General features: G+C 47.9%; 22 protein-coding genes. 5 read left to right on the forward strand and 17 right to left on the reverse strand.

Annotated features, from left to right (window positions below; translation table 11 throughout):
* Positions 1-58: 58 nt before the first annotated feature.
* The 3 genes from BAZ21_RS02880 to BAZ21_RS02890 all read right to left on the reverse strand — a co-directional run bounded on the left by BAZ21_RS02880 (position 59) and on the right by BAZ21_RS02890 (position 3,715).
* Positions 59-1,987: a PTS fructose transporter subunit IIABC gene (locus tag BAZ21_RS02880; RefSeq protein WP_068496855.1), complete on the reverse strand. Its 1,929-nt coding sequence runs from the start codon at positions 1,985-1,987 to the stop codon at positions 59-61.
* Between the two features lie 67 nt (positions 1,988-2,054).
* Positions 2,055-2,966, reverse strand: a complete 912-nt coding sequence (gene pfkB / locus BAZ21_RS02885; protein ID WP_068496857.1) for a 1-phosphofructokinase — start codon at positions 2,964-2,966, stop codon at positions 2,055-2,057.
* Between the two features lie 2 nt (positions 2,967-2,968).
* A complete protein-coding gene (locus tag BAZ21_RS02890) occupies positions 2,969-3,715 on the reverse strand; it encodes a DeoR/GlpR family DNA-binding transcription regulator (protein ID WP_068496859.1) in 747 nt (248 codons plus the stop codon).
* Positions 3,716-4,377: 662 nt separating this feature from the next.
* Here BAZ21_RS02890 and BAZ21_RS02895 point away from each other — a divergent pair.
* Complete coding sequence (locus tag BAZ21_RS02895; protein WP_068496861.1) at positions 4,378-4,788, forward strand: DUF4183 domain-containing protein; 411 nt, start codon at positions 4,378-4,380, stop codon at positions 4,786-4,788.
* 159 nt (positions 4,789-4,947) lie between these two features.
* On the opposite strand, the gene narI is transcribed toward BAZ21_RS02895, so the two are convergent.
* The 10 genes from narI to lpdA all read right to left on the reverse strand — a co-directional run bounded on the left by narI (position 4,948) and on the right by lpdA (position 17,931).
* Positions 4,948-5,646 (reverse strand): respiratory nitrate reductase subunit gamma, encoded by a 699-nt coding sequence (gene narI / locus BAZ21_RS02900; RefSeq protein ID WP_068496863.1) that lies wholly within the window; start codon positions 5,644-5,646, stop codon positions 4,948-4,950.
* A 2-nt stretch (positions 5,647-5,648) separates the two neighbouring features.
* On the reverse strand, positions 5,649-6,314 hold the full coding sequence (narJ, locus tag BAZ21_RS02905) for a nitrate reductase molybdenum cofactor assembly chaperone (protein ID WP_068496866.1): 666 nt from the start codon (positions 6,312-6,314) through the stop codon (positions 5,649-5,651).
* A 2-nt stretch (positions 6,315-6,316) separates the two neighbouring features.
* On the reverse strand, positions 6,317-7,819 hold the full coding sequence (gene narH, locus BAZ21_RS02910) for a nitrate reductase subunit beta (protein WP_068496867.1): 1,503 nt from the start codon (positions 7,817-7,819) through the stop codon (positions 6,317-6,319).
* Entirely contained in the window at positions 7,809-11,495 is a 3,687-nt protein-coding gene (locus BAZ21_RS02915) for a nitrate reductase subunit alpha (protein ID WP_068496869.1), read from the reverse strand. The genes narH and BAZ21_RS02915 overlap by 11 nt, the downstream gene beginning before the upstream one ends.
* Entirely contained in the window at positions 11,488-11,769 is a 282-nt protein-coding gene (locus BAZ21_RS02920; protein ID WP_068496874.1) for a hypothetical protein, read from the reverse strand. The genes BAZ21_RS02915 and BAZ21_RS02920 overlap by 8 nt, the downstream gene beginning before the upstream one ends.
* A 52-nt stretch (positions 11,770-11,821) precedes the next feature.
* Positions 11,822-12,148 carry a hypothetical protein gene (locus BAZ21_RS02925; protein ID WP_068496875.1) on the reverse strand — a complete coding sequence of 109 codons (327 nt, stop codon included), beginning with the start codon at positions 12,146-12,148 and terminating at the stop codon, positions 11,822-11,824.
* Positions 12,138-12,578, reverse strand: coding sequence for a hypothetical protein (locus BAZ21_RS02930; RefSeq protein WP_068496878.1), 441 nt, complete (start codon positions 12,576-12,578; stop codon positions 12,138-12,140). Before BAZ21_RS02930 ends, BAZ21_RS02925 begins: the two co-directional genes overlap by 11 nt.
* Positions 12,578-14,149: a nitrate/nitrite transporter gene (locus tag BAZ21_RS02935; protein WP_068496880.1), complete on the reverse strand. Its 1,572-nt coding sequence runs from the start codon at positions 14,147-14,149 to the stop codon at positions 12,578-12,580. Before BAZ21_RS02935 ends, BAZ21_RS02930 begins: the two co-directional genes overlap by 1 nt.
* A 292-nt stretch (positions 14,150-14,441) precedes the next feature.
* The gene (locus tag BAZ21_RS02940; RefSeq protein WP_256019512.1) at positions 14,442-16,403 is read right to left on the reverse strand and encodes an AraC family transcriptional regulator; all 1,962 of its coding nucleotides are present in this window, start codon (positions 16,401-16,403) and stop codon (positions 14,442-14,444) included.
* Positions 16,404-16,545: 142 nt separating this feature from the next.
* A complete protein-coding gene (gene lpdA, locus BAZ21_RS02945; protein ID WP_068496884.1) occupies positions 16,546-17,931 on the reverse strand; it encodes a dihydrolipoyl dehydrogenase in 1,386 nt (461 codons plus the stop codon).
* Positions 17,932-18,127: 196 nt separating this feature from the next.
* Here lpdA and BAZ21_RS02950 point away from each other — a divergent pair, with 196 nt between their 5' ends.
* The gene (locus BAZ21_RS02950) at positions 18,128-18,694 is read left to right on the forward strand and encodes a TetR/AcrR family transcriptional regulator (protein ID WP_068496886.1); all 567 of its coding nucleotides are present in this window, start codon (positions 18,128-18,130) and stop codon (positions 18,692-18,694) included.
* A 175-nt stretch (positions 18,695-18,869) separates the two neighbouring features.
* Here BAZ21_RS02950 and BAZ21_RS02955 read toward each other — a convergent pair whose 3' ends face one another.
* Positions 18,870-19,748: a radical SAM/SPASM domain-containing protein gene (locus BAZ21_RS02955; protein WP_068496888.1), complete on the reverse strand. Its 879-nt coding sequence runs from the start codon at positions 19,746-19,748 to the stop codon at positions 18,870-18,872.
* A gap of 206 nt (positions 19,749-19,954) precedes the next feature.
* Here BAZ21_RS02955 and BAZ21_RS02960 point away from each other — a divergent pair, with 206 nt between their 5' ends.
* Genes BAZ21_RS02960 through BAZ21_RS02970 form a run of 3 tightly spaced genes read left to right on the forward strand, consistent with a single transcriptional unit; the run spans position 19,955 to position 22,401 of the window.
* On the forward strand, positions 19,955-20,719 hold the full coding sequence (locus BAZ21_RS02960) for a helix-turn-helix domain-containing protein (RefSeq protein WP_068496890.1): 765 nt from the start codon (positions 19,955-19,957) through the stop codon (positions 20,717-20,719).
* A 27-nt stretch (positions 20,720-20,746) separates the two neighbouring features.
* Positions 20,747-21,400, forward strand: coding sequence for a GNAT family N-acetyltransferase (locus BAZ21_RS02965; RefSeq protein WP_068496891.1), 654 nt, complete (start codon positions 20,747-20,749; stop codon positions 21,398-21,400).
* Complete coding sequence (locus BAZ21_RS02970) at positions 21,397-22,401, forward strand: alpha/beta hydrolase family protein (RefSeq protein ID WP_068496893.1); 1,005 nt, start codon at positions 21,397-21,399, stop codon at positions 22,399-22,401. Before BAZ21_RS02965 ends, BAZ21_RS02970 begins: the two co-directional genes overlap by 4 nt.
* Before the next feature lie 124 nt (positions 22,402-22,525).
* Here the strand turns inward: BAZ21_RS02970 and BAZ21_RS02975 are convergent, their stop codons facing one another.
* The 3 genes from BAZ21_RS02975 to BAZ21_RS02985 all read right to left on the reverse strand — a co-directional run bounded on the left by BAZ21_RS02975 (position 22,526) and on the right by BAZ21_RS02985 (position 26,085).
* Positions 22,526-23,755 carry a Kelch repeat-containing protein gene (locus BAZ21_RS02975; RefSeq protein WP_068496894.1) on the reverse strand — a complete coding sequence of 410 codons (1,230 nt, stop codon included), beginning with the start codon at positions 23,753-23,755 and terminating at the stop codon, positions 22,526-22,528.
* Positions 23,756-24,073: 318 nt separating this feature from the next.
* Complete coding sequence (locus BAZ21_RS02980; RefSeq protein WP_068496896.1) at positions 24,074-25,081, reverse strand: FecCD family ABC transporter permease; 1,008 nt, start codon at positions 25,079-25,081, stop codon at positions 24,074-24,076.
* Entirely contained in the window at positions 25,078-26,085 is a 1,008-nt protein-coding gene (locus BAZ21_RS02985) for a FecCD family ABC transporter permease (protein ID WP_068496898.1), read from the reverse strand. Before BAZ21_RS02985 ends, BAZ21_RS02980 begins: the two co-directional genes overlap by 4 nt.
* Positions 26,086-26,134 lie beyond the last annotated feature (49 nt).

Below are 26,134 nucleotides of genomic sequence, written 5' to 3' on the forward strand. Positions count from 1 at the left end.
AACCTGGTGTTTAGCGGCTTTACGATGATGAAGACCAAAGGAAAAGCGTTGATGCCAGTTATTTCGCTTGAAGCGGTTTTTTCCACAGTCCCAGAATGAGTGCGGAAATCACGGAGCCAATCGCCACTGCAAGCAAGAACAGCAAAGCATGATTGGCAAGAGCCGCTACAAAAATACCGCCGTGTGGAGCTGGAAGATTGATTTGCCAGAGCTGCGTCAGACCACCAGCAATCGCTGAACCTACAATACAAGAGGTTAAGACACGCAGAGGGTCAGCAGCTGCGAATGGAATTGCTCCTTCTGTAATAAAGGACAAACCGAGTACATAGTTCGTCAAACCAGACTTGCGCTCTTGTTCCGTAAATTTATTTTTGAAGAACGTTGAAGCCAATGCGATCGCCAGCGGAGGTACCATACCACCTGCCATAACAGCAGCCATCATAGCCCCGTTCGTGTTACCGCTGGAAGTAAAGACACCGATCGAAAATGCGTAAGCCGCTTTGTTGAAAGGTCCACCCATGTCAATCGACATCATGCCACCCAGAATGAGACCCAGAATCACTGCATTACCTGTACCCAAATTGTTCAGAACATTGACAAGCCATGTATTAATTCCACCAAAAATCGGATCGAACAGATAGAACATAATCGTGCCAGTAATGAGGAGTCCAAATACCGGGTACAACAAAATCGGTTTTAAACCATCCAGTGCTTTTGGCAGACCTGCCAAAGCTTTACGCAGCAAGATAACCACATAACCAGCCATGAAACCTGCTGCCAGACCACCTAGGAAACCTGCATTCGAGTTTACAGCCATCAGACCGCCAACCATACCTGGCATCAATGCCGGACGATCCCCAATACTCATCGCGATAAAACCGGCCAGTATCGGAATCAGGAAGTGGAACGCACCTGTTCCCCCGCCAATCGTTTGCAGCAGCTTGACGATCGGGTTCTCTGTTCCCGCCATCTGTTCGAACAGGAAGGAAATGGCCAGCAAAATCCCGCCGCCTACAACGAACGGCAGCATATGGGAGATACCATTCATTAGATCCTTGTAAATTTTACTGCCGACGCTCGTTTTTTCCGCTGTCGCTTCCTCCGCGTTCCCCTTACCTTGGCTGCGGTAAACTGGAGCATCGCCGTTCAGTGCTTTGCGGATCAGTTCTTCAGATTTACGGATACCATCGCTTACTGGTCTTTGCAGTACAGGCTTACCGTCAAATCTGTCCATTTCAACCTTTTTGTCAGCCGCGACGATTACACCTTTGGCACGGCGAATTTCATCCGCTGTCAGTACGTTTTGCGCACCCTCCGAGCCATTCGTTTCTACCCGGATATTTACACCCATCTCTGTCGCTTTCTTAATGAGAGCGTCTTCAGCCATAAACGTATGCGCAATGCCTGTAGGGCAGGCGGTCACTGCAACCACAAACTCGTCTGAATTCGGGTTACCCACGATAACATCCGGCGTTTTCTGTGCTTTGTCAGTCTCTTTCTTCGCCTCTTTTGCTTCTTTAGCTGCTTCTTCTTCCGCTTGCTTGGCATCAAACAGCTCCGACACTTCGTCCGGTGTTTGCGTTTTCATCAACTTGTCGATGAAATCGGTATCAATTAGCAGCCGGGAAAGAGCTGCGAGTGTACGAAGATGTGTATTAGCTGCACCCTCTGGAGCTGCAATCATGAAAAATACTTTTGCAGGTTCGCCATCCAGCGATTCGAATTCTACGCCTTTACTGCTTTTGGCGAAAACCACGGTCGCTTCATTCACAGCTTTGGTCTTGGCATGCGGCATCGCAATGCCGCCACCAATTCCTGTGCTGGATTCTGCTTCGCGTTTGTAAATCATTTCCTTGAACAATGCCCGATCATTCATGCGGCCACTTGCTTCGAGACTGGCGATGAGTTCCTCAATCGCCCCGTCTTTTGTCGTAGCCTGCAAATCCATGATCATCGTTTCTTTAATCATCAGGTCTGTTATTCTCATTTTTCACACTCTCCTAAGTTCGGTCAGCGTGTGGACACACGCATAATAAGCTCATGGTGTAGCGGGATTACCAATTTGAAATCGTGACTTGCGGCCGTAATTGTTCAATTTTCTCTCTAGTAGCCAGATCATCGGAGAACGCGGTTGCGCTTCCGGATGCCACTCCTGCACGGAATGCCTCGATCGGATCGCCAAGCAGAGCCAGCGTACCCACGAATCCAGCAATCATTGAATCACCTGCGCCTACAGAATTTTTAACCGTTCCTGCTGGTACATTTGCGTGATACACTTCATCTGCCGTAATGAACAATGCCCCTTCTCCTGCCATGGAAATCAGTACATTTTTTGCTCCTGCTTCCAGCAGCTTACGGCCGTAAGTGACAATCTCCTCCTTTGAATGAATAGTTACGCCAAACAACTCTGCCAGCTCATGGTGATTCGGCTTGACGAGCAGCGGCTTATGAACCAGTGCCTTCATCAGCGCCTCACCTGTGGTGTCGATGACGAATTCAGCCCCGGTTTGCTGGCATACACTAATCAACCGATTATAGAAGTCTCCTCCAAGTGACGGCGGGATACTTCCCGACAAGACGACAATGTCATTTTTCTGGAGACCCGACAGCTTCTGAACCAACGCATTCGCCTCATGCTCATGAATCGCAGGTCCCAAGCCGTTTATTTCCGTTTCGTCGCCATGCTTGAGCTTTATGTTGATCCGCGTATCGTCTTCGATGATTACAAAATCAGTTTTAATGGATTCTTCCCGCAATGTATCATCGATAAACCTGCCTGTGAATCCACCGAGAAAGCCAATCGCCGTGCTGTCTGCGCCCAATTGGTTCAGTATCCGGGATACATTAATTCCCTTGCCACCCGGCAATTTTAAATCTCGTTTCATCCGGTTCAAATCGCCAAGCTTCAAGTCATCAACTTCCACGATATAATCAATAGAAGGGTTCAGTGTTACTGTATATATCATTGTTATCCCTCGATTATCTTAGTTTTCTGAGCAATGGATCGGCGTGAGCGTTCAGGCACCGATTCGGTAATAAGGATAGCTTCCTTGAGTTCAAACAGTTTGGCGAAGGTAACCTCTCCGATTTTACTGGAATCCGCCAACACATAGGTTTTGCCGGACAGCTGGTGGGCTCGCCGCTTAATCAGCGCCTCTTCAGGATCAGGGGTGGTATACCCCATTTCCACATCTACCCCGTTCGTTCCGAGAAAGCACTTGTCGAATCGAAAATTGTCCAAATTCTGCAGGGCAATACTCCCGATTACGGCTTTGGTATGAGTTTTCATCATCCCTCCCAGTAGATAGCTTCTGATTCGCTTGCTTACCAGTGCTTCTACGTGGGATAGGCCATTTGTCACGACCGTCACGTCTTTAGCTTCAATGTAAGGAATCATCGCCATCGTTGTTGTTCCCGCATCCAGATAAATACATTCGCCATCCAAAATTTCTTTGGCTGCTATACGGGCGACTACATTCTTTTGTTGAACGTTTCTGAATGTTTTTTCGTCCATGCCGGGTTCCTGGCTTTTCTGATTCAGCAAGGTTGCCCCACCATGAATACGCTTTAGCAACTGACGGCCTTCAAGATCTATCAAATCACGCCGAATCGTTGACTCAGAAGCCCCCAACAGATCAGCTAATTCCTGCAATTTTACAACACCACATTCTTGTAAGCGCTGTATTATTAACTTGTATCTTTCTTCCGTCAGCATCTTCATTCCTCCAACTGTTCATATCGTACCACAAACTCTACAAAAAACAATCATTTTTATTCAAAAAGCTTCAAAAAACTTCACCACAACTTCTTTTTTTTACAAAATGGTGAATTCCTGCTCCTATCATCATGGTTGCGTTTACATTGTAAGGAAAGACTATCCATTTTTATGTAAATCAATTCTTTTCACATAAGAATTCAGCCATAAACGTTCAGAAACATTCGTAGCAAAAAGCTAAACACCGGGGTTTGGATCCCCTCCATGTTTAGCTCATTATGGCCGTTTGGCCTCAGTCCTTGACGACCCCAATGACAAATCCATCATGTCGATTCGTATAACATAGGCAACAAAAAAAGAGAACATATGAATAGCATTCAATTGCGCAAAAAATATAAACCTCCCTTTTTCACCAATTCATATATTCTATCATGAAACCTAATGCCGTTGCTGGGCTGCCTATATCGTCGGGATTGACTCCCGTTTAAGTGTTGAGCAAAAATTAACAGGAATTCGCACCTTTGCAGCCGACTCCCATTCCGGAGTACGTGAATTGCCTGAATGGCTAAAGACCTCAGATACTCTTCCCCATCCAATCCATATCCAGATGAACTACATAAACTATGAGATACATCTGGAATATTAGGAATGGAGGAATTCCTATGTCTATCATCCGAATCCACCTGGAAGCAGACAGTGTTGTTTCCGGGAACATTGCTGTCACAACGAATATAAGTATCACTCCAGTCGTCAACCGTTACACAGCTACTGTTGTGCTTGGTGACATTATAGGAGAAGTGACCACCATCCCGGCATCAAGCTTTACGAATGATAGCGGTACTGCAGTCGCGGCCAACGGACTTGTTGTTCCGACCAGCAGCGGATACTACAATGTATTTGTCAACGGGACGCTGCAGCGAGGCGGGTTGACTAATCTTTCAGCCGCGAATCTAATTATCAATACAGGCTTGGTTGTCGGCGTAACGGTAGTCATTGAGGTTATCAATTTCAGCATGAGCGCCACCTCAACCTCTGTCAACAACGTCACAGTGACGACTACAATAAGCGACTAAGCTGAGCCAGCATAAAATAACTATAAAAAAACCGCCAAACGTGTTGGGCATATCCCTGTGTTTAGCGGTTTGTTTCTATATGAACCAAATGATCATCGGAAATTTTAGCCATAGGGAACTCCCCCTTGCACATCACACTGACAACCAGGATGGGCCCAGTCAGGTTCTCTCCCGTCTCCGGTAACTGTTTCTGGAACGGTACTGCTGCGGGGCTCTCGCCGGATAACGTGCGGGAAAAGAAAACATATGGACCAGATGGGTAAACGGAATGGAAGCGAACAGAAGAAACGCCAGGATGATGTGAAGCTGAAACACGAAAGGAACCGTGTCCATCAACCCGTATTGCGGATTGAAGGTGAACAGGCTGCGAAACCAAGGCCCGATGGTCGTACGGTATTCATAAGTCACCACAGTCGTATTATACACGATGGTCATATAGGTTCCGATGGCAGCGATGATCAGGACTAAACTCACTGCAAAATAATCGCCAAAACCCGCATGAGCCCTTACCCGGCGGTTCAAGATTTTGCGCATGAGCAGAAGAACCAGACCGCAGACGACCATCAGACCGGCAAAACCGCCCCCCGCGATCGCAAATATATGATAGGTCTCATCGGATATGCCGAAGAAATGATAAACACTGCGCGGGATCAACACACCCATGATATGGCCAACAAACGCAAAAATGATCCCGTAATGGAACACAGTCGAACCGATTCTGAGCCATCTTTTTTCAAAAATCTCCGTGGAAGGCGCCGTCCAGCTGACCTGACGAAAAGCAAACCGATAGAGCAAGCCGAAGATCATCACCGCCAAGGTGAGATAGGGAAACACGACCCACCAAAAGATACCAATCATCATTATACCTCCATTGAATTGCACATTTTGTAGACGGGTAAATCCGAATCGCTACGAGCCGTGCCGTCCATGCCAAACAGAATAGGGTAAGGCAGTTCATCCAGATCGGCGCTCTCCCGCTTGCTCTCCAGCATGCGAATCTCTTCTTCCGTAGGGACCTCGAAAACATCGGTCATCAAAAAGTTCAACAACCCGGAATAGGGGCTGTCTCCAGACAGATGCTTCCGAATCCGCTCCGTGGCTGCGGCCAGCCGAAGTTCCAGCGCGCGCACATGAACATTGTCGGACCTTACCGCCAGCAGCTCGTACAGCAGCGGAATGAAGTCGCACAGCTCCCCGCTCGGCATCATAAAGCCAGCATCCCGGACAATATGCTGAAGCAGAATCAGAGCTGCCCCACGTTCCCTGTTGTCACCCAATTCATGAGCGGTCAGGTAGAGTCCGGTCTTTTCCTTCCAATCGAACGTCCAAACATAAATTTCCTGAAGCTCCTTGAGAGGAACCGAGAAGATGGCCTTCGCCGCCTGGTCAAACCTGCTCTCCAGCTCATGATCCTTCATTTCCTCTCGGACAGCTGCAAGCAGCTCCTCCTTCATTTCCTGAAAATCCTCACAGGGATATCCGAGCAATCTGGCGCAAGCCACGAGCAAAACGGGCTTATGTTCCATCTTCAATGATCCTCCCTTGGGAAAAGATGTGACATGACCGCGCTTGACGGGGTAATGGATTCGATGCTGCAGGCCCCCTGCTTGTAGTGAAGCTCTTTCGCGCCATCCATTTCTCTCCGGGCGGTTGGAATCACAAACCTTTCGTTATATTTGGCAACAGCGAACAATCGGGTCATCTCTTCAATTTCCTCCACCGAAATTCCCGCCTCCTCCAAAAGCTGGCTGTGCCTGAGATCATCCATGCCACCGACGGCTTGCTCCCGTCTGTGTACACGCATGGCGGTCATTTTAAGCAAAACCCTGCGGACGACAGAGGTATCTCCTGCCGTAAGCAGAGATGCCAGATACTCCATCGGAATCCGCATCTGATCGACGGCGGGAATATAGTGATCGGTCTGAAGCTCGTCTTCTTCAATATGGTTCATAATCGGGCTAAGCGGCGGAACGTACCACACCATAGGAAGCGTACGGTATTCCGGATGAAGCGGCAGAGCAACCTTCCACTTCATGGCAAGCTTATAGATCGGCGAACGCTGTGCCGCATCGATCCAGGAATCGTTGATCCCGCTTCTTCTCGCCTCCTTGATCACTTCCGGCTCGAAGGGGTCAAGAAACACCGAAAGCTGGGATTCATACAAATCCTGCGGATTCTCCACGGAAGCGGCCGCCTTGGCCCGATCCGCGTCATAAAAGACGACGCCGATATAGCGGATCCGGCCCACACAGGTTTCCGAGCAAACCGTGGCCATGCCCGCTTCTGTCCGCGGGTAGCAGAAATTACATTTTTCCGCCTTGTGCGTATTCCAGTTGTAGTATACCTTGTGGTAGGGGCAGCCATTGGTACAGAATCTCCACCCCCGGCAGGCGTCTTGATCCACAAGTACGATGCCGTCCTCCTCCCGCTTGTACAGAGCTCCGGATGGACAGGAAGCCACGCAGGAAGGGTTCAGGCAGTGCTCGCAAATGCGGGGCAGGTACATCATGAACGTTTTCTCATACTCCATAGCGATGTGTTCCTGAAGCTGCTTGACATTCGGGTCCATCGGTACAATCTCGCTTCCACCGGCCAGGTCGTCATCCCAGTTCGGGCCCCAGTTCGGCTTGTCCATATATTCGCCGGTAATCAGTGATACAGGCCGCGCGACCGGAAGATGCTTCCGCTTGGGACTATGAATCAAGCTATCGTAATCATAGGTCCACGGCTCATAGAAGTTGTCCAGGCTGGCCATATTCGGATTGTAAAAAATATTCGCCAGCTTGGTGATCGGCCCCCCCGCCCGGAGTGCCAGCTTTCCGTTTCGCAGAACCCACCCGCCTTTAAATTTCCTCAGGTCTTCCCATTCCCGAGGATAGCCGGGACCCGGGCGGGTCTCCACATTGTTGTACCACATGTATTCCGTTCCGGGCCGATTGGTCCAGGTGTTCTTGCAGGTCACCGAACAGGTATGGCAGCCGATGCATTTGTCCAGGTTCATGACCATGGCGACTTGCGCTTTAATCCTCAAGCCAGTCAACCTCCTTCAGCGGTCGGATGATTGTCATCGTATCTCTCTGACTTCCCGTCGGCCCGTAATAATTGAACCCGTAGCTCAATTGGGCATATCCGCCGATCATATGTGTCGGCTTCATCGTAATCCGGGTCACACTGTTATGGGTACCGCCGCGCTGCTTGGTGATGGAGGTGCCCGGCACGCCAAGCGTGCGATCCTGAGCATGGTACATATAAGCGATTCCCTCCGGAATCCGGTAAGTCAGCACCGCTCTTGCAGCGATTACTCCATTCCGGTTGTATACCTCAATCCAATCGTTGTCTTTGATCCCGATCGAGGCCCCGTCTTTTTCGTTCAGCCAGACGACCTGCCATCCGCGGAACAGCGTCGACATTTGATTGGTGTCGGTAAACATCGTATGAATTCCCCATTTTTGGTGCGGGGTCAAATAACGGATCGTGATTGATTTCCCTTTCACCGGCACTTCTTTTTCACCCTTAAAAAAAGGAACGTGCTCCAGCGGCGGCAAATAAAGCGGCAGCCCTTCACCAAAATCCAAAATCATCTCATGGTCCAGATAGAAGCTCTGTCTGCCCGTTAAAGTACGCCACGGAATGCTGTACTCCGTATTTAAGGTAAAAGGCGAGTATCTCCGATTGTCCTTCTCCAAGCCGCTCCAGACCGGAGTTGAGATCGTATGCCGGGGCTGCGCAGTAATATCCAGTAGCGTGAAGGCCTCTTCTTCCCGCGGTTTGGAGATGTCCTCCAGCTTTTTGCCGGTTTTGGCCTCTATCGAACGCCAGCCTTCCACGGCCCGTTCCCCGTTCGTGGCGCCAGACATCAGCAAAATCGCTTCGATCACCTGTTTATCGCGGAACAAATCCGGCTGTCCTTTGCCGATCCCCTCATGTTTTGATACCCCCAGCCGCTTCATGAGCTGGTCGTACACCTTGTCACCGGGAATTTTAATCCCCTTTGTTCCATAGCCCTTTTTAATGTTCGGTCCGATGGTAATCATTTTTCCATACACGTTCGGATAGTCACGCTTCACCAATAAAAAATGGGGCATCGTTTTGCCGGGCACTGCCTCCGTCTCCCCCTTGCGCCAATCCCGGATTTTTCCGTGAACCTGGGCGATTTCATCCGGAGTGTCATGGCCGAGCGGTGTCATGAGAACATCTTCACAGGCTGGCAAATGTTTCTCTGCCAATTGGGAGAACGTTTTGGCGATTTCCCGAAAAGCGTCCCAATCGCTTTTGCTTTGCCAAGGCGGTTCAATCGCCGGATTAAACGGATGGACAAACGGATGCATATCCGTCGTGCTTAAATCGTATTTTTCGTACCAGGTCGCTGCTGGCAGCACGATATCCGAAAACAGCCCTGAACTCGTCATTCTGAAATCCATGCTGATGAACAAATCGGTTTTGCCTTCCGGCGGAACGTCATCCGTCTTCACCGTCTCCGGCCGCCACGAATGGCTCGGGTCCGTCAGCACCTGATTGTCCGCCCCGATCAAATGCTTGGCAAAGTACTCATGCCCTTTACCGCTATCGCCAAGCAGATTGGACCGCCAGTTGAAAAAGACACGCGGGAAATTATTCGGATCATTAGGGTGCTCTACCGCAAAATCCAGTTCTCCCTCTTTAACCATTCTCGCAATTTCCTGCACGGCTTCCTGGTCGTCCGAAAACCCTTTTTCCCGAACCTGTCTGGCCACATCGATGGAATTCTGGCTGAATTGCGGGAATGAAGGCAGCCACCCGAGCCTTACGGCCAGCGCATTGACATCCGCAGGATGCATATGGTTAAAACGCCCGCCCCAGGATGGTTTCTGCTCCTCATTGACCCTGGCCTCATAGCGGAACTGCTCCGTCGCGAAGTAGAAGAAGGATGTTCCGTTTTGTAACCGGGGAGGCTTGATCCAGTCTCCCGCAAATGCAATTTGCTGCCACCCCTCAACCGGCCTTACCTTTTCCTGACCCACATAATGGGCCCATCCGCCGCCGTTTACCCCCTGGGAGCCCGTGAGCAGCACTAGATTCAGAATGGACCGATAGATTTGATCGCTGTGGTACCAGTGATTCGTTCCCCCGCCCATAGCGATCATCGATTTTCCGCCCGTCTTGGCCGCATTTTCGGCAAACTCCCTCGCTACCTGAATGCAATGGGATTTCTTAACGCCTGTAATCGCCTCCTGCCAAGCGGGAGTGTAGGGCTTCAGGTCGTTATAATCAGCCGGATAATCGCCCGGCAGTTGCTGTCTAGGTACGCCCACATGAGCCATCATAAGGTCGTAAACCGTCACGACTTTGAGCGTCATGCCTTCCGCACTCGGCAAATGTTTTACCGGAACTCCACGCCGGACCGTCCCTCCTTCCGCTTCTGCAAAATAAGGAAAGTCAACGAGAGCCACTTCATCCGCTTCATCAATAAATGACAACAGAGGGTCCATCGCGGTCCCGTCGGGATTTTCGAGGTCCAGGTTCCACCTGCTGCCCTGATCCCAACGGAAGCCCTGACTGCCGCCCGGAACCGTCGGCGCTCCTGATGCGGCATCCCAGACTACCGTTTTCCATTCGGCCAGCTCCTGGGCATCGCCCAAGTCGGAGGCACGAAGGAAGCGGCCCGAGCGAAGCGCACCGGCATGTTCCTCCAGAATCACGAGAAAAGGCAGGTCGGTAAATTTTTTCACGTAATTCATAAAATAAGGGACTTGCTGATCCACGTAGAATTCTTTGAGAATGATGTGGGTCATGGCCATGGCAAGCGCGGCATCGGTCCCGGCTTTGGCCGGCAGCCAAATGTCCGCGAACTTTTCATATTCGGAATAATCTGGGCTGACCCCGACCACTTTGGTGCCGTTATAACGGGCTTCCACCATGAAATGCGCATCAGGAGATCGGGTTTGCGGAATGTTGGTCCCCCAGATAATGAAATACTTGGTGTTATACCAGTCGCCGCTTTCCGGCACATCTGTTTGTTCTCCCCAAACCTGCGGCGAGGCAGGAGGAAGGTCTGCATACCAATCATAAAAACTGAGGATGGTCCCGCCAATCAGCGACAGAAAGCGTGTCCCTGCCGAATAACTCACCATGGACATGGCCGGGATCGGGCTAAAGCCGACGACACGATCCGGACCGTATTGCTGAATGGTATGGATAATAGAGCTGGCAATCATCTGACAGACATCATCCCAATCCGCCCGGACAAAGCCGCCTTTCCCTCTGGCCTTGACATACCTGTCGCGCTTTTTGGGATCGCTGACAATGTTTTTCCAGGCCATAACCGGGTCCTCTACAACTGCCAGCTCCTCACGCCACATTTCGTACAAATCGCCGCGGATATAGGGATACTTCACCCGGATCGGACTATAGGTATACCAGGAAAAGCTTGCCCCGCGCGGGCAGCCCCGGGGTTCATACTCGGGGAAATCGACTCCCGTGGTCGGGTAGTCCGTTTTTTGTGTTTCCCAGGTGATAATGCCGTCCTTGACGAAAACATTCCAACTGCAGGACCCGGTACAGTTTACGCCATGTGTCGACCGAACGACCTTGTCATGCTGCCAGCGGCCACGGTATAGGCTTTCCCAATCCCGAGATCTGGGGCTCTCCTCGGTCCATCCCTCATTAATGGCCTCTCCGCGTTGCAAGTATTTCAACGCTTCAAGCAGCTTGTTTTTATGTTCAGCCATTGCACAGATGCTCCTTTCCCTGCTGGTTTACCGGGTTAAACCTTTCCCCCGTCAGTTTGAAGCTGTCTTGTCCCGACTGAAGTTCCTCCATAAACACTTCCCAATCCGCTGCGTTGCAAGCCGCGATAATCAGGCGCTGAAGCTCGTTCAGATCCTGCAGCTGACAGATTTGTTTTTGCACAGACTGCGGCATTCCGCCGAATCTCATCTCAAGCAAGGCAAGCAAATCATTCCGATCATCCCGGACAAACTGTTCTGTTTCCACCTGATTCATCTGGTTCGCCTTCTTTCGTAGCCATTTTTCCAACCCATTCCGCCGACCTTTGTTAGAATTTCATCATTTTAAAATAATCAGCAATCATCGATTTCTTAATCTTTTCCGCCGACTGTTTAAAAAAGGTCAAGACCTCCTCGTCGCCGTCTTCCATCAATGTCCAGGAAAATTTCCTGCTGGTGACCTGCCCCAATTCCTCTCCAAATCGGAGGTAGACGGTAATACCTTGATCATCGGTCCGGCCACCCGCCTTCACATCATAAGGATGGAGGTGGAGCATCTCAAGCTCTTGTACCAGTAGCCGGTACAGCCTCGGTTCCACGGATTGAAGCGGTTTGTCGGGAAGCATCGCCGCCAGAGTATAGGTCTCATTTTTCATGAAGAAGTCCCTCCACTTCTTTTTCCAGCATGTTCATTTCATCCCGGTTATGCAGCTCATCAACGACAATCAAAGCCTGAAAACGGGCAAGAAGCTCGCCTCCCACCTTGCCCTGCGCCAGCAGTTCCCTAATCTCACCGACAATTTCCCGCATTAATTGATGATCGCGAGTCAGGGAAATAATGACGTTCTTCAACTCCCGCTTGATGCCAACTGCCTCCACGTATAATCCTTCCTCTTCGCTGGCCGCGTGCTGAAGCGTACGCCCCTCCCAATGCTCCACCGTGATGTAGGCGATTTCCTCCGCCTTGTCCAATTCGCCTTTTTTTATACTTCTGTCCAACAGCTCGGTGAGCTCTCTTGCTTCGCCTAAGGCCGCCTCATGAATCATCGAATGACTGTCCACATGTCTCAGTGCGGGTCCTGACATTACTCCCCCGCCTCCTTTCCTGTTGCTTTTTTTGAGAATTGATTTTGCGATAGCCTGTCACCTTCACCTTCCCCGATTACGGAGTCAGCCTGCGAAAGGTCACTGAATATAGCCACATAATGGGTGGCATTCTGCTCGTTCGTGATTGCCGTTACGGAGAGCCATTCCCGAAAAACCTCCCCGCTTGCCTTGCGGTTGACGATCTTTCCCTGCCATTTTCCGGTGGTCAACAAAGTGTCCCAAAAGGCATTATAGAAAGAGCGATCATGGAAGCCGGAGCTGAGTATATTGGGAGTTTTGCCGATCACCGCTTCTTTCGGATATCCGGTGACCTCGGTGAAGGCGGCGTTTACGGTATGGATCACGCCCTTGGCATCAGTAACCATCACGGCATCGGCTGTGGACTTGATAATATCCGATGCAAACTCCAGCTTGTTGTTGAAAAATACCCACAGAACAAGTATCAGGCTGGCCAGCGAAGCCTCGGACAAGGCCATAAAGCCGATTGCGTAGTGGCCTGTCCACCCAAACAACAGGGTAAGCAGCAGTGGAGGAAAAAAACCGCCCAGACCGCCCGCGGCAGAGACGATCCCGCTGGCGATGCCCCCCTGCTTGGAAAAGTAAAGCGGGACCAGTTTGAACACCGCGCCATTCCCGATACCGGCGCACATGGCTACCATCAAACAGCCCAACGTAAAAAGAGGCATGGTCAATCCGAAAGAGAGTAAAACTCCTGACAAGGTTAGCCCGGAAAACACGAACATAAGAACTACAAAGGGGTTAGACTTGTCGGACAGTATCCCGCCTACCGGACGGAGAAAGGTCGCCAGGGCGATAAAACCCGCCGTCCTGAGTCCGGCATCCACCTTGCTTAATTCAAAATAGCTGACCAGAAAACCGGGGAGATAGATTGTAAAAGCTACGAAGGAGCCGAAGGTGATGAAGTAAAATATGCTGAAAAACCACAGCTTTTCGTTGCGATAAACCTGCTTGAGCTGATCCTTCCAGGAGCTTCGTACGCGTTCTTCGTGCTTATCCCCTAAAAACAGATTCAGCAGAGCGAAAAGGGCCAGCAAAATCAAAAAAAGCTGCAGGGCTCTTGACCAGCCGATCGCATCAGCCACCCACGGTGCGCCGAAGGTAGAGATGGCCGTACCCAGGTTCCCGATCCCGTATATCCCGTTGATGGTGCCCTGCTTTTCTTTGGGATAATATCTGGGCAGTGAGGTCACACCGACCGAGAACGTAGCTCCGCCTATCCCAAGAAAGAAGCCCCCGACCGCCAAATCCAGAAAAGTATTGGCCTGGCTCAAGTAATAGACGGGAACAAGCAGAATAAAGAAGCTGACCGTATTCATCAGCCTTGCCCCGAAGCGGTTGGTCAGAATCCCCGCCGGGATTCGCAGCAAAGAGCCCAGGATTACCGGGATCGCGGTGGACCACGCTCTTTGTCCAGCCGTCAACGGAATATCCTGACTTATGTAAGAAATCAGGGAAGAGATCAAGACCCAGGCCATAAAGGAGACAACCAGACTTAAGGTTTGCAATGGCAGTTGAATTTTTTTAACCATTTAGAGCTCCCCTTTGGAGATTATTCTCATCACAAACATAGGATATAGTACCCATTTTTGACAAACTACTCACCTTTCAAACATGCGATATGGGGAGATGCCAATCATGTGATCCAAACGTTTTACATGTTCGGCTATACTCGAAAAAGTATTTTCGGAAGATGCTGTAGCTGTCGAGGCATAAATCAGGTCAACTTTTTTGGAGACAAAAAAGGACTATTATGGCAGCATCTGACCATAATAGTCCCGTTTTATAGCAATTGATTTATATTTTTTAAAGTTGTATTCCGCTTTATTTTTTGTGGGCTAATAAGAGATTAACAATAGTGTCCAGTTGAAGCTCCAACGAATAAGGGTCCTCCATAACAAACTCATCGCCTTTATCACTGAAAGAACCGTACATATAAACCTGTCCTTTTTTTACTGCCGGCAGGCTCTTCCATAGCTCGCTATTAAGAACTTGATTGGCCCCTTCATCCTCTGAGCCATATACAAAGATATGATCCCCCATATACTCAGGCAAAACCTCAAGCGAAATATTTTCAAATCCCTCTTTCATATTCAGAGCTTTTTTCGCAGGAGGCAGCTTCAGCATCTGATAGATGGTTGAACTTCCGTAATTTCCGCCCTCTGCAGCTAAAACATAGATTGATTTATTCGCAACTTGCAGGATGGAAACCGTCTCACCCTCTTTAATTACACCTTTAATCTTTTTTCTGGCCTCGGAGACCTTCTTTTCATATTCCGTAATCCATTGTTCTGCTTCTGTCTGCTTCCCAAAGATTTCACTGATTCTGCGGAATTTATCCAACGGCCCCGCTGTAGATTGACCCTCCCAATATGGCAGGAATACAGTGGTGCCCACTTTTTGGTAACTATCAATATTCTTTTCTATCGAACCTATGATTAAATCCGGTTGGAGAACCGTCAGTTCCTCCAAATCCATGGGAAATTCGCCAAGATCCTTGATTCCAGCCAGCTTCTCTTTTGGAAAACCCGATTGGTCGATCCAAGCCTCATGCAGCATAAAACTCCTGACCCCTACCGGAATAATCCCCAGCTTCAAAAGATGACCCATATATTGATCAGAAGCAACTCGTTTCGGGTTAGCCGGTACTTCGACGTCCCCTTTTAAAGTCTTTACCGTTCTTGTTTTTGTTTGCACTGCCGCTTGTCCATTATCTTTAGATAGAGCCGATGTCTGGTTCGTCTCGGTTTGTTGGCCTCCATTGGTATTGGTCGGAGCTGAACAAGCTCCCAGCACCAACGATAAGCACAACATGATCATCATTGATGTTATTTTGACTCTTCTGTGCATGAATAGATCCCCTTCCGAATGATACCGATATTGATAATCAATATCAGTATAACGTGTGGAAGGTGTCTTCAGAAGGGCAGATTTTAGCACTGTTCGGGGCATATCCTGACCTTGATTCCTGTAATAATGTTCCCGCTCTTTTTTAAAGCGAACGGGGGATAGTCCCTTGTGTTTCTTGAAGCTTCGGCTTAATGAATGAGCATCTGGATACCCTACACTCTCCGCAATTTCTTGCAATGTGGCGTCTGTATGCAATAACAGTTCCACCGCTCGATCTGTCCGTACCTGACCCAGGTAATGAATCGGACTGGTATTCATTTTTCTCTTGAACAGTCTCGATAAATGCCCGGTACTGCACTCTAGCTCCTCGGCAATGGATTCAAGCGTTATAGATCGGTTGGAATACTCGCGAATATAGGCTACGGCCTGCGCTACCAAATCTGGCTTAATAGGCTGGACACCTTGTCGATGCAATTGCCATAACAGCTCATATACAAATTGATGAAATAAGGCCTTAACGCGCAGTTTACCGAGTCCAGATGCCTCGCGCCATGCTTGCTCCAACAGCTTCACATTATCATATAGCGGCAGCGAGTTATGCGGAGCAAAGGCATACTGAATCTGAAAAGGGTTTTCCTTCTCCAGCAATTGCACAATCTCCTTGCGACAGGGCAATGCCAAAGTTGCCTTGTACAGAATCATATAATATTCAAGTTCATCCTCCGTAATGATGCTCAAGCTCATTCCTTTTCCACCATGCAGTACATGGAAACGCTCTACCCTATGAATATTGTCATCCAACCGCACACGTGCGCTCCCACGCACGGCATATAAAAAAGTGCTGGCGGGAAGTCTATAGCTTCGCAGTTCCTCCCCTTTTTCCATCTTCTTATGGCGAACATCCATCACTTGTATAAATACTTGGTTCCAGAGCAAAATGTGATCGTTTAACTTCATTGCTTTTGTCCAGCCCCCGATCCAAACCATCCACGTACCTGATCGCATTCATATTCAAACTATAACCCATTATAGTTGATAATTATTCTCACAGGCAATGAAGTGATTTCGTACGGAACCTCTACTTTGTACTATCCATTTTTCGGACCGCGTTCTCCGCAGCTTCCATGATTACTTCTCCCAGTGTGGGATGTGGATGAATGGTTAGAGCCAAGTCCTCCACGGTTGCTCCCATCTCGATAGCCAGAGCAAGCTCTGAAATGAGCGTTGACGCTTCGACACCCACGATTTGCGCACCCAGTATGATTCCCGAGTCCTGCTTTGCTACGATTTTGATATACCCCTCTGCTGCCCTTAGTGCCAATGCTCTGCCGTTAATCGTAAAAGACGCTCTGCCAATGACAATCGGCATGGCTTTTTCCTTGGCTTCTGTTTCACTTAGGCCGACACTGGCCAACTCCGGTTCAGAAAAGACAACGAGCGGTATGGCTTTATAATCCACTTTAGCAGCTTGACCTGCAATCGCTTCTGCCGCAATCTTCGCTTCATAGGAAGCCTTATGGGCAAGCGCTGGACCCTCCGTAATATCTCCAATGGCAAAAATATGCGGAATAGCCGTTCTACACTGCTCGTCTGTCTCGATCAGTCCCCTGCTCGTTACTGGCAAGCCAATGTGCTCCAGTCCCAACCTCCCATCCGTATTGGGTTTTCTGCCTACAGTAACTAATACAAACTCTGCGGTAACATGATGCTGCTCCTGATCTTTTGAATAATGCAGCGTAATCGTATCCGCATCCTGCACGACTTTTTCGGCTGTCGCCCCGGTTACGATATTTACACCATCTATTTTCAGCTGCTTGACAACGGGGGCCACAAGATCCGCTTCAAATCCCGGCAGTATCCGCCCCCCTCCCTCCAGGATCGTTACCTTAGTTCCAAATTTGGCATACATCTGTCCAAGTTCAATGCCAATATATCCACCGCCTATCACGATCAGGCTGGACGGAACCCCGGGAAGTGAAAGCGCTTCTGTAGAGGACAAAATACGCCCGCCGAAGGGAAATGCTTTTAGCTCGATTGGACGGGAACCGGTTGCTAATATGGCATACTTAAAGGAAATGGTTTGTTCCGCTCCATTTTGCTTGATGATGGCTGTATGCTCGTCAACCAAGCTTGCCTCCCCTTCCAGAACACTCACACCTGCCGTTTTCATTAAATAGCCGACTCCGCCTGCCTGCTTATTCACAATCCCCTGTTTGAAAGCCTGAGCATTCACGAAGGACGCTGCTGCATCTGCCTGATTTAACTGCCTGAGTACCTCATAGCGATGTGCTTCGGCAATCAAAGCTTTGGATGGAATGCAGCCAACGTTCGTGCAGACTCCACCTAGCTGACTGCGTTCGACAATCGCTGTTTTCATTCCAAGCTGAGAAGAACGCAATGCCGCCACATAACCTCCCGGACCTGATCCAATGACCAGTGTATCTACAGATTCAAGCTTGCTCATAACTAATACCTCCTGTTAAAATAGCCTGATTTAAAATATGATGAATATAATATATTATATCCATCATATTTTAAATACGTCAATAGTCGTAATCAGCCATGCTGAAGTTGTCGTTACAGGAAAACAAATTGACACGTTTTATTATGATGAATATAATATTTTGATGTTAGCATTATGAACCCGTGGAGTGATTACAATGCCTTATCCAAAAGGCCATAAGATGAAAGTGCGGAGTAAGATCGTTGCAAGTGCTGCCCAGGCTTTTCGCGCCAACGGTATTCACGATGTAAGTGTGCCCTTTATTATGAAAGGGGCCGGATTAACTCACGGCGGGTTTTATTCACACTTTGACAACAAGGAACAGCTAGTCGCCGAAGCCTGTCGCTATGCCGTCAGTGACACCCTCGCACTGCTTCAGGAGGCCGTTGACCAAGAAAAGCAAGCTCCAAAAATCAGTGTTGTCATAGACTACTATTTAAGCACCCATCACCGTGATCGAACAGAAATTGGCTGTATTATTCCTGCCCTTTCCGTAGAAATAGCCCGTTCTTCCGAAGAAATCCGGCAAATATTCACGCAGGAGCTGGAACGAATGATTACGTTTATCTCCAATTTGACGGGAATGGATCTGTCAAAGGGTCGCGCATTGTTCAGCAGCATGGTTGGTTCTCTTGTGCTTGCACGTTCTGTTAATGATCCTGAACTGAGCGACAGCCTCCTCTCGGCAGGCAAACAACACGCCAAAGCGCTGGTTAATGCCTGAACAAATGCCTTTTTTATGAATAGCCGTAGCTAAATGTGAACCTGTTTTAGGTACACAAAAAGCCGCTAAACACCAATCACTCCTTGGTATTTAGCGGCATTTCCCTATGGGTCTAAGCTCAAAACGGGGATAGCGATTTATCAGAGATTCGAAGTCTGCACTCGCCAAATGTCCATTATGTTCCAAATCGTTTACGGTATCCACACTTCCGGCACAGCTCTTCCACCGCTTCTCTTCTGGAAAACCCGTAATACAAACGGTTTGCACGCTCCCCTTCCACAATATCGGTAAAAGATTGCTCGTGCACATTACCCAAATTAATAACGCCTTCGCCATCAAGACAGCATGGGACAACTGTTCCATCCACTAATACAGCCGCCTGGCTGCGAAGCGCATGGCAAAAGCCTTTGCCATCATCCTCCGGGGCACTCAGGCTAGGCCATTCAAATTCGTGATCCTGATTCAAATAAATATTGGGGGCAATTTTAATCCCGCTCCCAGGTATCACCTTTTCCTCAATCCGGTAATCCAGTCCAAACTCCTGCTCCAGCTGCTCAAGTGTCGCCCGGTTGCGCTGACGCTCCGCATTGGTCAAATTATCCGGCGTCAGGTTCCAGAGACGGAACGAAATAATGACATTATGCTTCACAGCTTCTCTGACAAACGTGAAAATATGGCCCAAATATCCTTCCCGGTCCACGGAGCCTTCATGCCCGTCAAAGCTGTGAAGAGAAAAGTTCATCTGCCGCAGTGCCGGTTGCCCAAGCAGCTTATGTCCGGTCTTGGGCAGCAAAGTACCATTGGTCGTAATATTGACCTTTAAGCCCTTCTCATGAGCACTTTCCAACAAAAGATCAATTTTCGGATGAAGCAGCGGCTCTCCTTTTACATGCAGATAAATGTAATCTGTATGCAGCTTGACCTGATCAAGCACGTTCCGAAAGACTTCCGGATCAATAAATTTTTTGACACGCTGTGTCTGAGGGCAAAAGCTGCATGCAAGATTGCAGATACTTGTGATCTCAATGTATACCTTTTTAAAATTTTTCAACATGATTTCCCCATTCTAACCTTCATCCTGAACATCTTGTTATGCTCATTCATCCAAGTCCTATGATTATAACGGGTTATTACGAACAGGTAAATCATTTATGCTCGCTCACTTACACAGCTTCTGCTGTCCTCCATTCGCTATTGACCTTAGGTCAGACCTAAGGTTTATAGTGAAGTTATTCAACTACACAGTAAGGAGTCCTGTCATTGAAAGAACACATTACGATTAGCCAGCTTTCACAGCTTATGAATGTTTCTGTGCATCAGCTGCGATATTTTGAAGAAAAAGGGATACTGTATCCGTCATACACAGAAAAAAATCAATATCGAATGTACGGACTTCATGAAATTTATCAGCTTTCCCATATTTTATTGCTGCGTAAATTAAATATCCCTGTCGGACAGATTGAAGAATGCCTGACTTCGTACGCTGCCGATGATTACAACCAGCTTTTAGAGAATTCGCTGCAGAGGGTACAGGATGAGATCGCTAGCTTGAAACAGCTCGAACAGTTTATTCACAAGGTGCTAAAAGAACATCATAACCTCACCCAGCAAGACAATGAGTATAATATCAGGCTATTAGGCACCCGACATTTAAAGCTATGGTTTGCATTTGAAAATGATCAAGAGCTCACTGCCAGGGATCTATTCGAACAACGGCCCGCACCACCTCAGTTATTTGAAAATGATCTGCATTATCTATCTGATTCTGGACAGGTGAAGCTATGTTATGAAACGACAGAAATGACAGATATGGCTGACTATATTCTGGAAGAAGGCAGCTATCTTTACAAGCATTTTTCCGTCACTGAAGACGCTGAGCTGGAGAATGAAATCCACCAACTAGAGCGCTATGCAGCTCAGCACCAATATGAATGCCAAAGTAAAATCATTTTAGTAGAAAAATCCTATCTCTCCATGTTCGGCAACAACAAGCTGCAATATGAGATTCAAGTCAAAGTAAAATAAACTTCTTGGAGGGCGGGAGGCCGTTACATGAATCCAGAATCAATTGACATTGTTCCTTATCAAAAGCAAGACTATGAAGCTGTATGCAAACTCTTAGTGGAATCATTTAAAGCGAAATTTCAAGCTCTTGTTACACTGGAGGATCAGGATATACAGCGGTTACTCATGAAGGTCTGGGTTCAAGACCCTAATCCTTCAACGATGAAGCAATTTGTAGTTAAAGAGAACCAGGAAGTCGTCGGTGTCCTCTCCCTCAAATGGAAAGCACCCTCCACTTCGCTCCCTAAAACAAAACCCATTTCTTGGACTCCACTCGTAAAACAGTTTGGCTACTTCAATGTGCTCAAGTTTTGGATAGGCATGCATGCGCTGGAATATACGCCCGCCGCAGATGAGTGTTATATTGATCATTTGGCCATTCGCTCAAGTCATCGCAATCAGGGAATAGGACGACGTTTTCTAGCTTTCGCACAGCAATTTACGATTGAATCCGGTTTCCATGTGTTGACGCTTCATGTAGCACATAAAAATCAAGGGGCTATCCGTTTGTACCACAAACTAGCCTTTGAAGTAGAACAATCCAAATATAATGCGCTGCGGCATTTTGGGTTCAAGGAGCCTGTATGGCATCTGATGAGTTGGAAAGGAACGAAACTGCATTCAAGGAGAGAGCATCATTGAAAAAGACATTTAAGCTTACACTTGCTATTACAGCAGGCTTGGCCGTTGCCTTAATATTGCTTGTTCTTTATCAAAATTCCTACAATATGACGGAAAAACAAATACAAATTGAGACTCCCAAAGGGATGTTAACGGGGACATTAGCTTTGCCCAAGGATTACGCTGGAAAGGTTGGATTGGTTGTTTTTGTCCATGGGGATGGTCCTATCAATGATACATATGATGATGGATACAAACCACTGTGGGAAAGGTTCGCTTCCAAGGGGTATGCCTCCTTATCACTGAACAAGCCCGGTATTAACGGCGCTCCTGGCAATTGGCTGGATCAAAGCATGGAGGACCGCGCACAAGAGATCAAGTATGCAATAGACTGGGCGAGGACCTTACCGATGATCGATAAGCAAAAAATCGGCCTATGGGGAGCCAGCCAAGCAGGATGGGTCATTCCGAAGATCGTTAAAGAGGAGCAAGACATTGCTTTCAGCATCCTTGTATCGCCCGCCGTGAACTGGATTACACAAGGGCAATTTAACACCAGAACAGAGATGGAACAAGCAGGGGCTACTCCGCAAGAAATTACAAAGAGATTGGACTACAATCAACAGATTTTGCAATTACTAAAAAAACAAGCTTCGTACAAGGAATACCTGAAAATAGCCGACCCCAACAATTTAATTTCCAAAGAAAGATGGCGTTTTATAGGCAAAAATTTCAGGTCTGATTCCACCGAAGAATTAGGCTACTTCCATTCTCCTGTACTATTGGTTCTGGCTGGAAAAGATATTAACGTTGATGTAAAAGATACCGAACGAGTATATCGACAGAAGGTGTCTTCAGAGCTGCTGTCCGTTATTCATTTGCCTGAAGCCGACCATTCCATGATAAATGAGAAAATCGCACATTCCAAATCTCTAACTTTTTTAACAGCCGTATTTGCCCCCAGAAAATTGGTGAATGATGAGTATTTAAAAATCCTCGCCGATTTTGTCGGTCAACGCTAGCACGATTATGTCCATTCAGCAAAAGGTAAAATAACATAATCCACGTAGGTACTCCCGCATTTCTCTCAGGGCTACACATGTGGATTATTGTTATGAATACCAAAGGGCTAACAGAGATTTCGTTTTATCTTGAGTATTCACTTACCTCAAATGTTAGGATACGATCGTACAGCATGTAGTCTTTTCGGCTGCTAAATGGGCCTTTGTTGTTATCGTGCTTATTGATCGCGTATGAAGCCGATCCTGTCCCAGCTTGCTTACCCTCATACCATGAAATGAAGTCATTAACTTCTTTCATGCTTAAGTCAAATTCCTTCTCCATACCAGTTGTCATAGTGACTACCAGCATTGCACGATCTCCCACCGGGTTATCGGGTTGAGAGGTGCCTGGATCTCCCGGTTGACTTGGAGAGGTTCCGTTATCAGCAGGCGTATATTTCTCAAAGACTGAAAAGTAATTGGAGCTATTGGATCCGCCCGCAACATATATCGCATTATTCAAGCTCACTGCCGACAAAAGCCCCCTTGCAGTTGGCATGCTAGGTACAGTAGACCAAGTGTCTGTCTTGGGATTGTATTTTTCAACTTCATCTGTTGCCGGTCCGCTTACTTTATCAGTTGCAGTATTACCTCCAATAACATATATTTCATTGTTTAAAACTGCAGCTGTTAATCCCGTGCGTTTGGTGGACATTGGTGACTTTGTTGTCCAAGTATTGGTCTGAGGATCATATTCTTCTACAGAAGAAAGCAATCCTGCTGAATCATTAACACCACCTATCGCATATACCTTTCCATTGATTAAAGCAGATGTGGTATATCTGCGTGGAGTAGATAAACTAGCCTTTGCAGTCCAGGTGTCGGTACTTGGATCATATTCGTAAACATCTGCTGATGCATTGTTATAAATATTGAATCCACCAATTACAAGCAGCTTTCCATTTACAAATTGAGAAGCATAACCAGCCAAATCTTTAGGAAATGATTCTCCTTGTTTCCATTCATTTGTCACTGTATCATAAATATCTAATCTTCTGTTTATAGGCTCGCCACCTGTAATGTATATCTTCCCATTATATACAGCAGCGCTTACCGTTCCTCTTGCCGTTGGCAGCTTCCCCTTTTGCGTCCATGTTTTAGTTTCAGGATCATAAACGTCAATTGTGTCATAGAATTTATTCGCATCATGTCCGCCTATTGAATATATTTTTCCATTAACAGTTACCAGGCTTACCCTGTCGATTTTTTTCGTTAAATTGGTCTCGCTCGTCCAACTTGTTTGCTCAGCAAATATTTGTGTTTCTGTTGAGAAAAAAGCTAAAAGAATTGTGAAAAATATAAGAATTCGTTTCAAATCCTATTCTCCCCTTTGTTTTTTGTATTCATAAGATTATCCGATTCCATCTAAAGAGTCTAAACATTAATTTACTAATATATATAAATAATGTATATATTTTCATTTTTATTTTTAATGACATACTTCTGTTATTCCTAAATTAGATCTATTAAACAAAAAAACGACATCGCTGTCGTTTTTTTAATAATGGATAATATAAAACTCAAACTATAGACTACCTAAGAGACAAACGCTCTATCAGCTTAGTCAATATTTTATAATATAAAATCGAAAAAAATATCTATATAGAGGAGTCTGCTCGGCTTTGCATTGGAACTACTTCCTAAGCAGCAAATAGGCGAAGTAAGGCACACCGATTAACGATACCATAATACCCGCGGGAATACCGTCGGGATCGACGAGATTGCGGCCAACGGTATCCGCCGCTAACAGCAGCCATCCGCCGAGCAGAACGGCGACGGGAATGAATAACTGATTGCGCGGACCAACCAGTGCCTTGGCAATATGCGGAGCCATTAGCCCGATAAACGCAATACCGCCCGTGACGGATACCGCCGATGCAGCCGCGGCGACTGCGGTCAGAATGAGAACAAGGCGTTCCCGTTCAATTTGTACACCGGCGCCAATCGCCGATGCCTCGCTTAAAGCAAGCAGATTGAGACGTTGAGACTTGTACAGGGTAAACGGGATCAGCAGGATCAACCAGGGAAGCAGAGCCCAAATGAATGGCCAGTCCGTCCCCCAAATATTGCCCGCAATCCATTTGGCGATAAAATCGACCTTTGAGCGTTCTGCCGAAGAGATAATCACGATCATAATCCCCGACAATGCGAGGGAGAATCCAACCCCGACCAACACCAGCCGGATGGGATCAAGCCCACTCGTTCGGCTATACGAAAAAATATAGATGAGCGCTGCCGTTACTAACGCCCCAATAAAGGCGACAAGCGGCAAAGCATACACGAACGATCCAACATCGATCGGAAAGTACAGGAAGAAGCACGCGATCGCTACGCCCGCACCGGAATTAATGCCGATAAGACCCGGGTCGGCCAAGTCGTTGCGGGTAATACTTTGCAAAATGGAGCCCGACAACGCAAGGGCCATGCCCGATAGTAATGTAATAAAAATCCGAGGCAGTCGGACGGAAAATAGGACAAATTCTTCCTTAAACGTACCTTGACCGAACAAAACAGGAATCAGCCTGTCAAGCGACAAAGACGAGTATCCCCAAGCCATGCTGGCTATGGCGGTAAGAACAATTAACACTAAACTGACCAACAGGACCAAACGTTGTTTTCGAACGAGCACGGACAGGATCATAAGAGAGCTTTACCTCCTCTACGCACGACGAGCAGAAAAAAAGGCAGGCCCAGCATGGCCACAATAGCTGCCACAGGTGTCTCGTAAGGTGCATTAATTGTGCGGCCCAGCGTATCTGCAAGCAGCATAAATGTAGCTCCCGCAAAAGCCGAGAAAGGCAGGATATATCGATAATCAATGCCAACCATTTTGCGGACGATATGAGGGATCATCAGCCCTACGAATGCCATGTTTCCGACAAGCGCGACAGATGCGCCAGTCATCACAATGACAAGAATAAACAGAATGGCTTTGATCCACACCAGATTTTGCCCCAATCCAGTCGCTACCTCATCGCTCAAGCTGAGAATACTCAGCTGGTTGGACAGAATCAGAGCTATTATAATTCCGAGTAAGATCACCGGTGCAATCGCCTGAAGTTGTCCCCATGTCGTTCCAATCAGCCCCCCGGCAGTCCACATGGATACGTCCTTGGAAATTTTGAAAGCGATGCTGACACCATCCGAGATGGCATACAAAAACGCAGAAACTGCCGCTCCGGCCAGCACGATTCGGATCGGGGACAGGTTGCCTCGGCGCATCGAACCCAATAAGATGACCAGACCCGCCCCTAAAGCGGCGCCGAGGAAGCAGGCCACCATGATGCCAAAGTAGCTTACGGACGGGATGAATACAAAAGCCAGTGCGAGCGCCATATTAGCGCCTGAAGTCAGACCCAGCAAGCCCGGATCGGCCAGTGGATTGCGGGTGACCCCCTGCATGATCGCCCCAGACACGGCAAACGCAGCACCGACCAGAATGGCAGCCAGCTCGCGGGGCAGCCGAATCTCGCGAAGGATGAGTATTTGTTCGTTCTTGGCATTGGAGGTCAGAGCAAGCCATAGATCGTGTAGTGTCGTTTCTGCTGCACCGAATATCATGGAAATGACAAAACACAAAATGAGCGCCAACGCGCTGCCAAGGAGCTTATACGAAAAAGGAAAAGCACGTCGTTTATTCTTCATGGACTCTCATCTTTTCTTTGGTGAAATATGCAAAGGAACTGGTGAATTA

The organism is Paenibacillus kribbensis (assembly GCF_001705305.1).
Taxonomy (GTDB): Bacteria; Bacillota; Bacilli; order Paenibacillales; family Paenibacillaceae; genus Paenibacillus; species Paenibacillus kribbensis_B.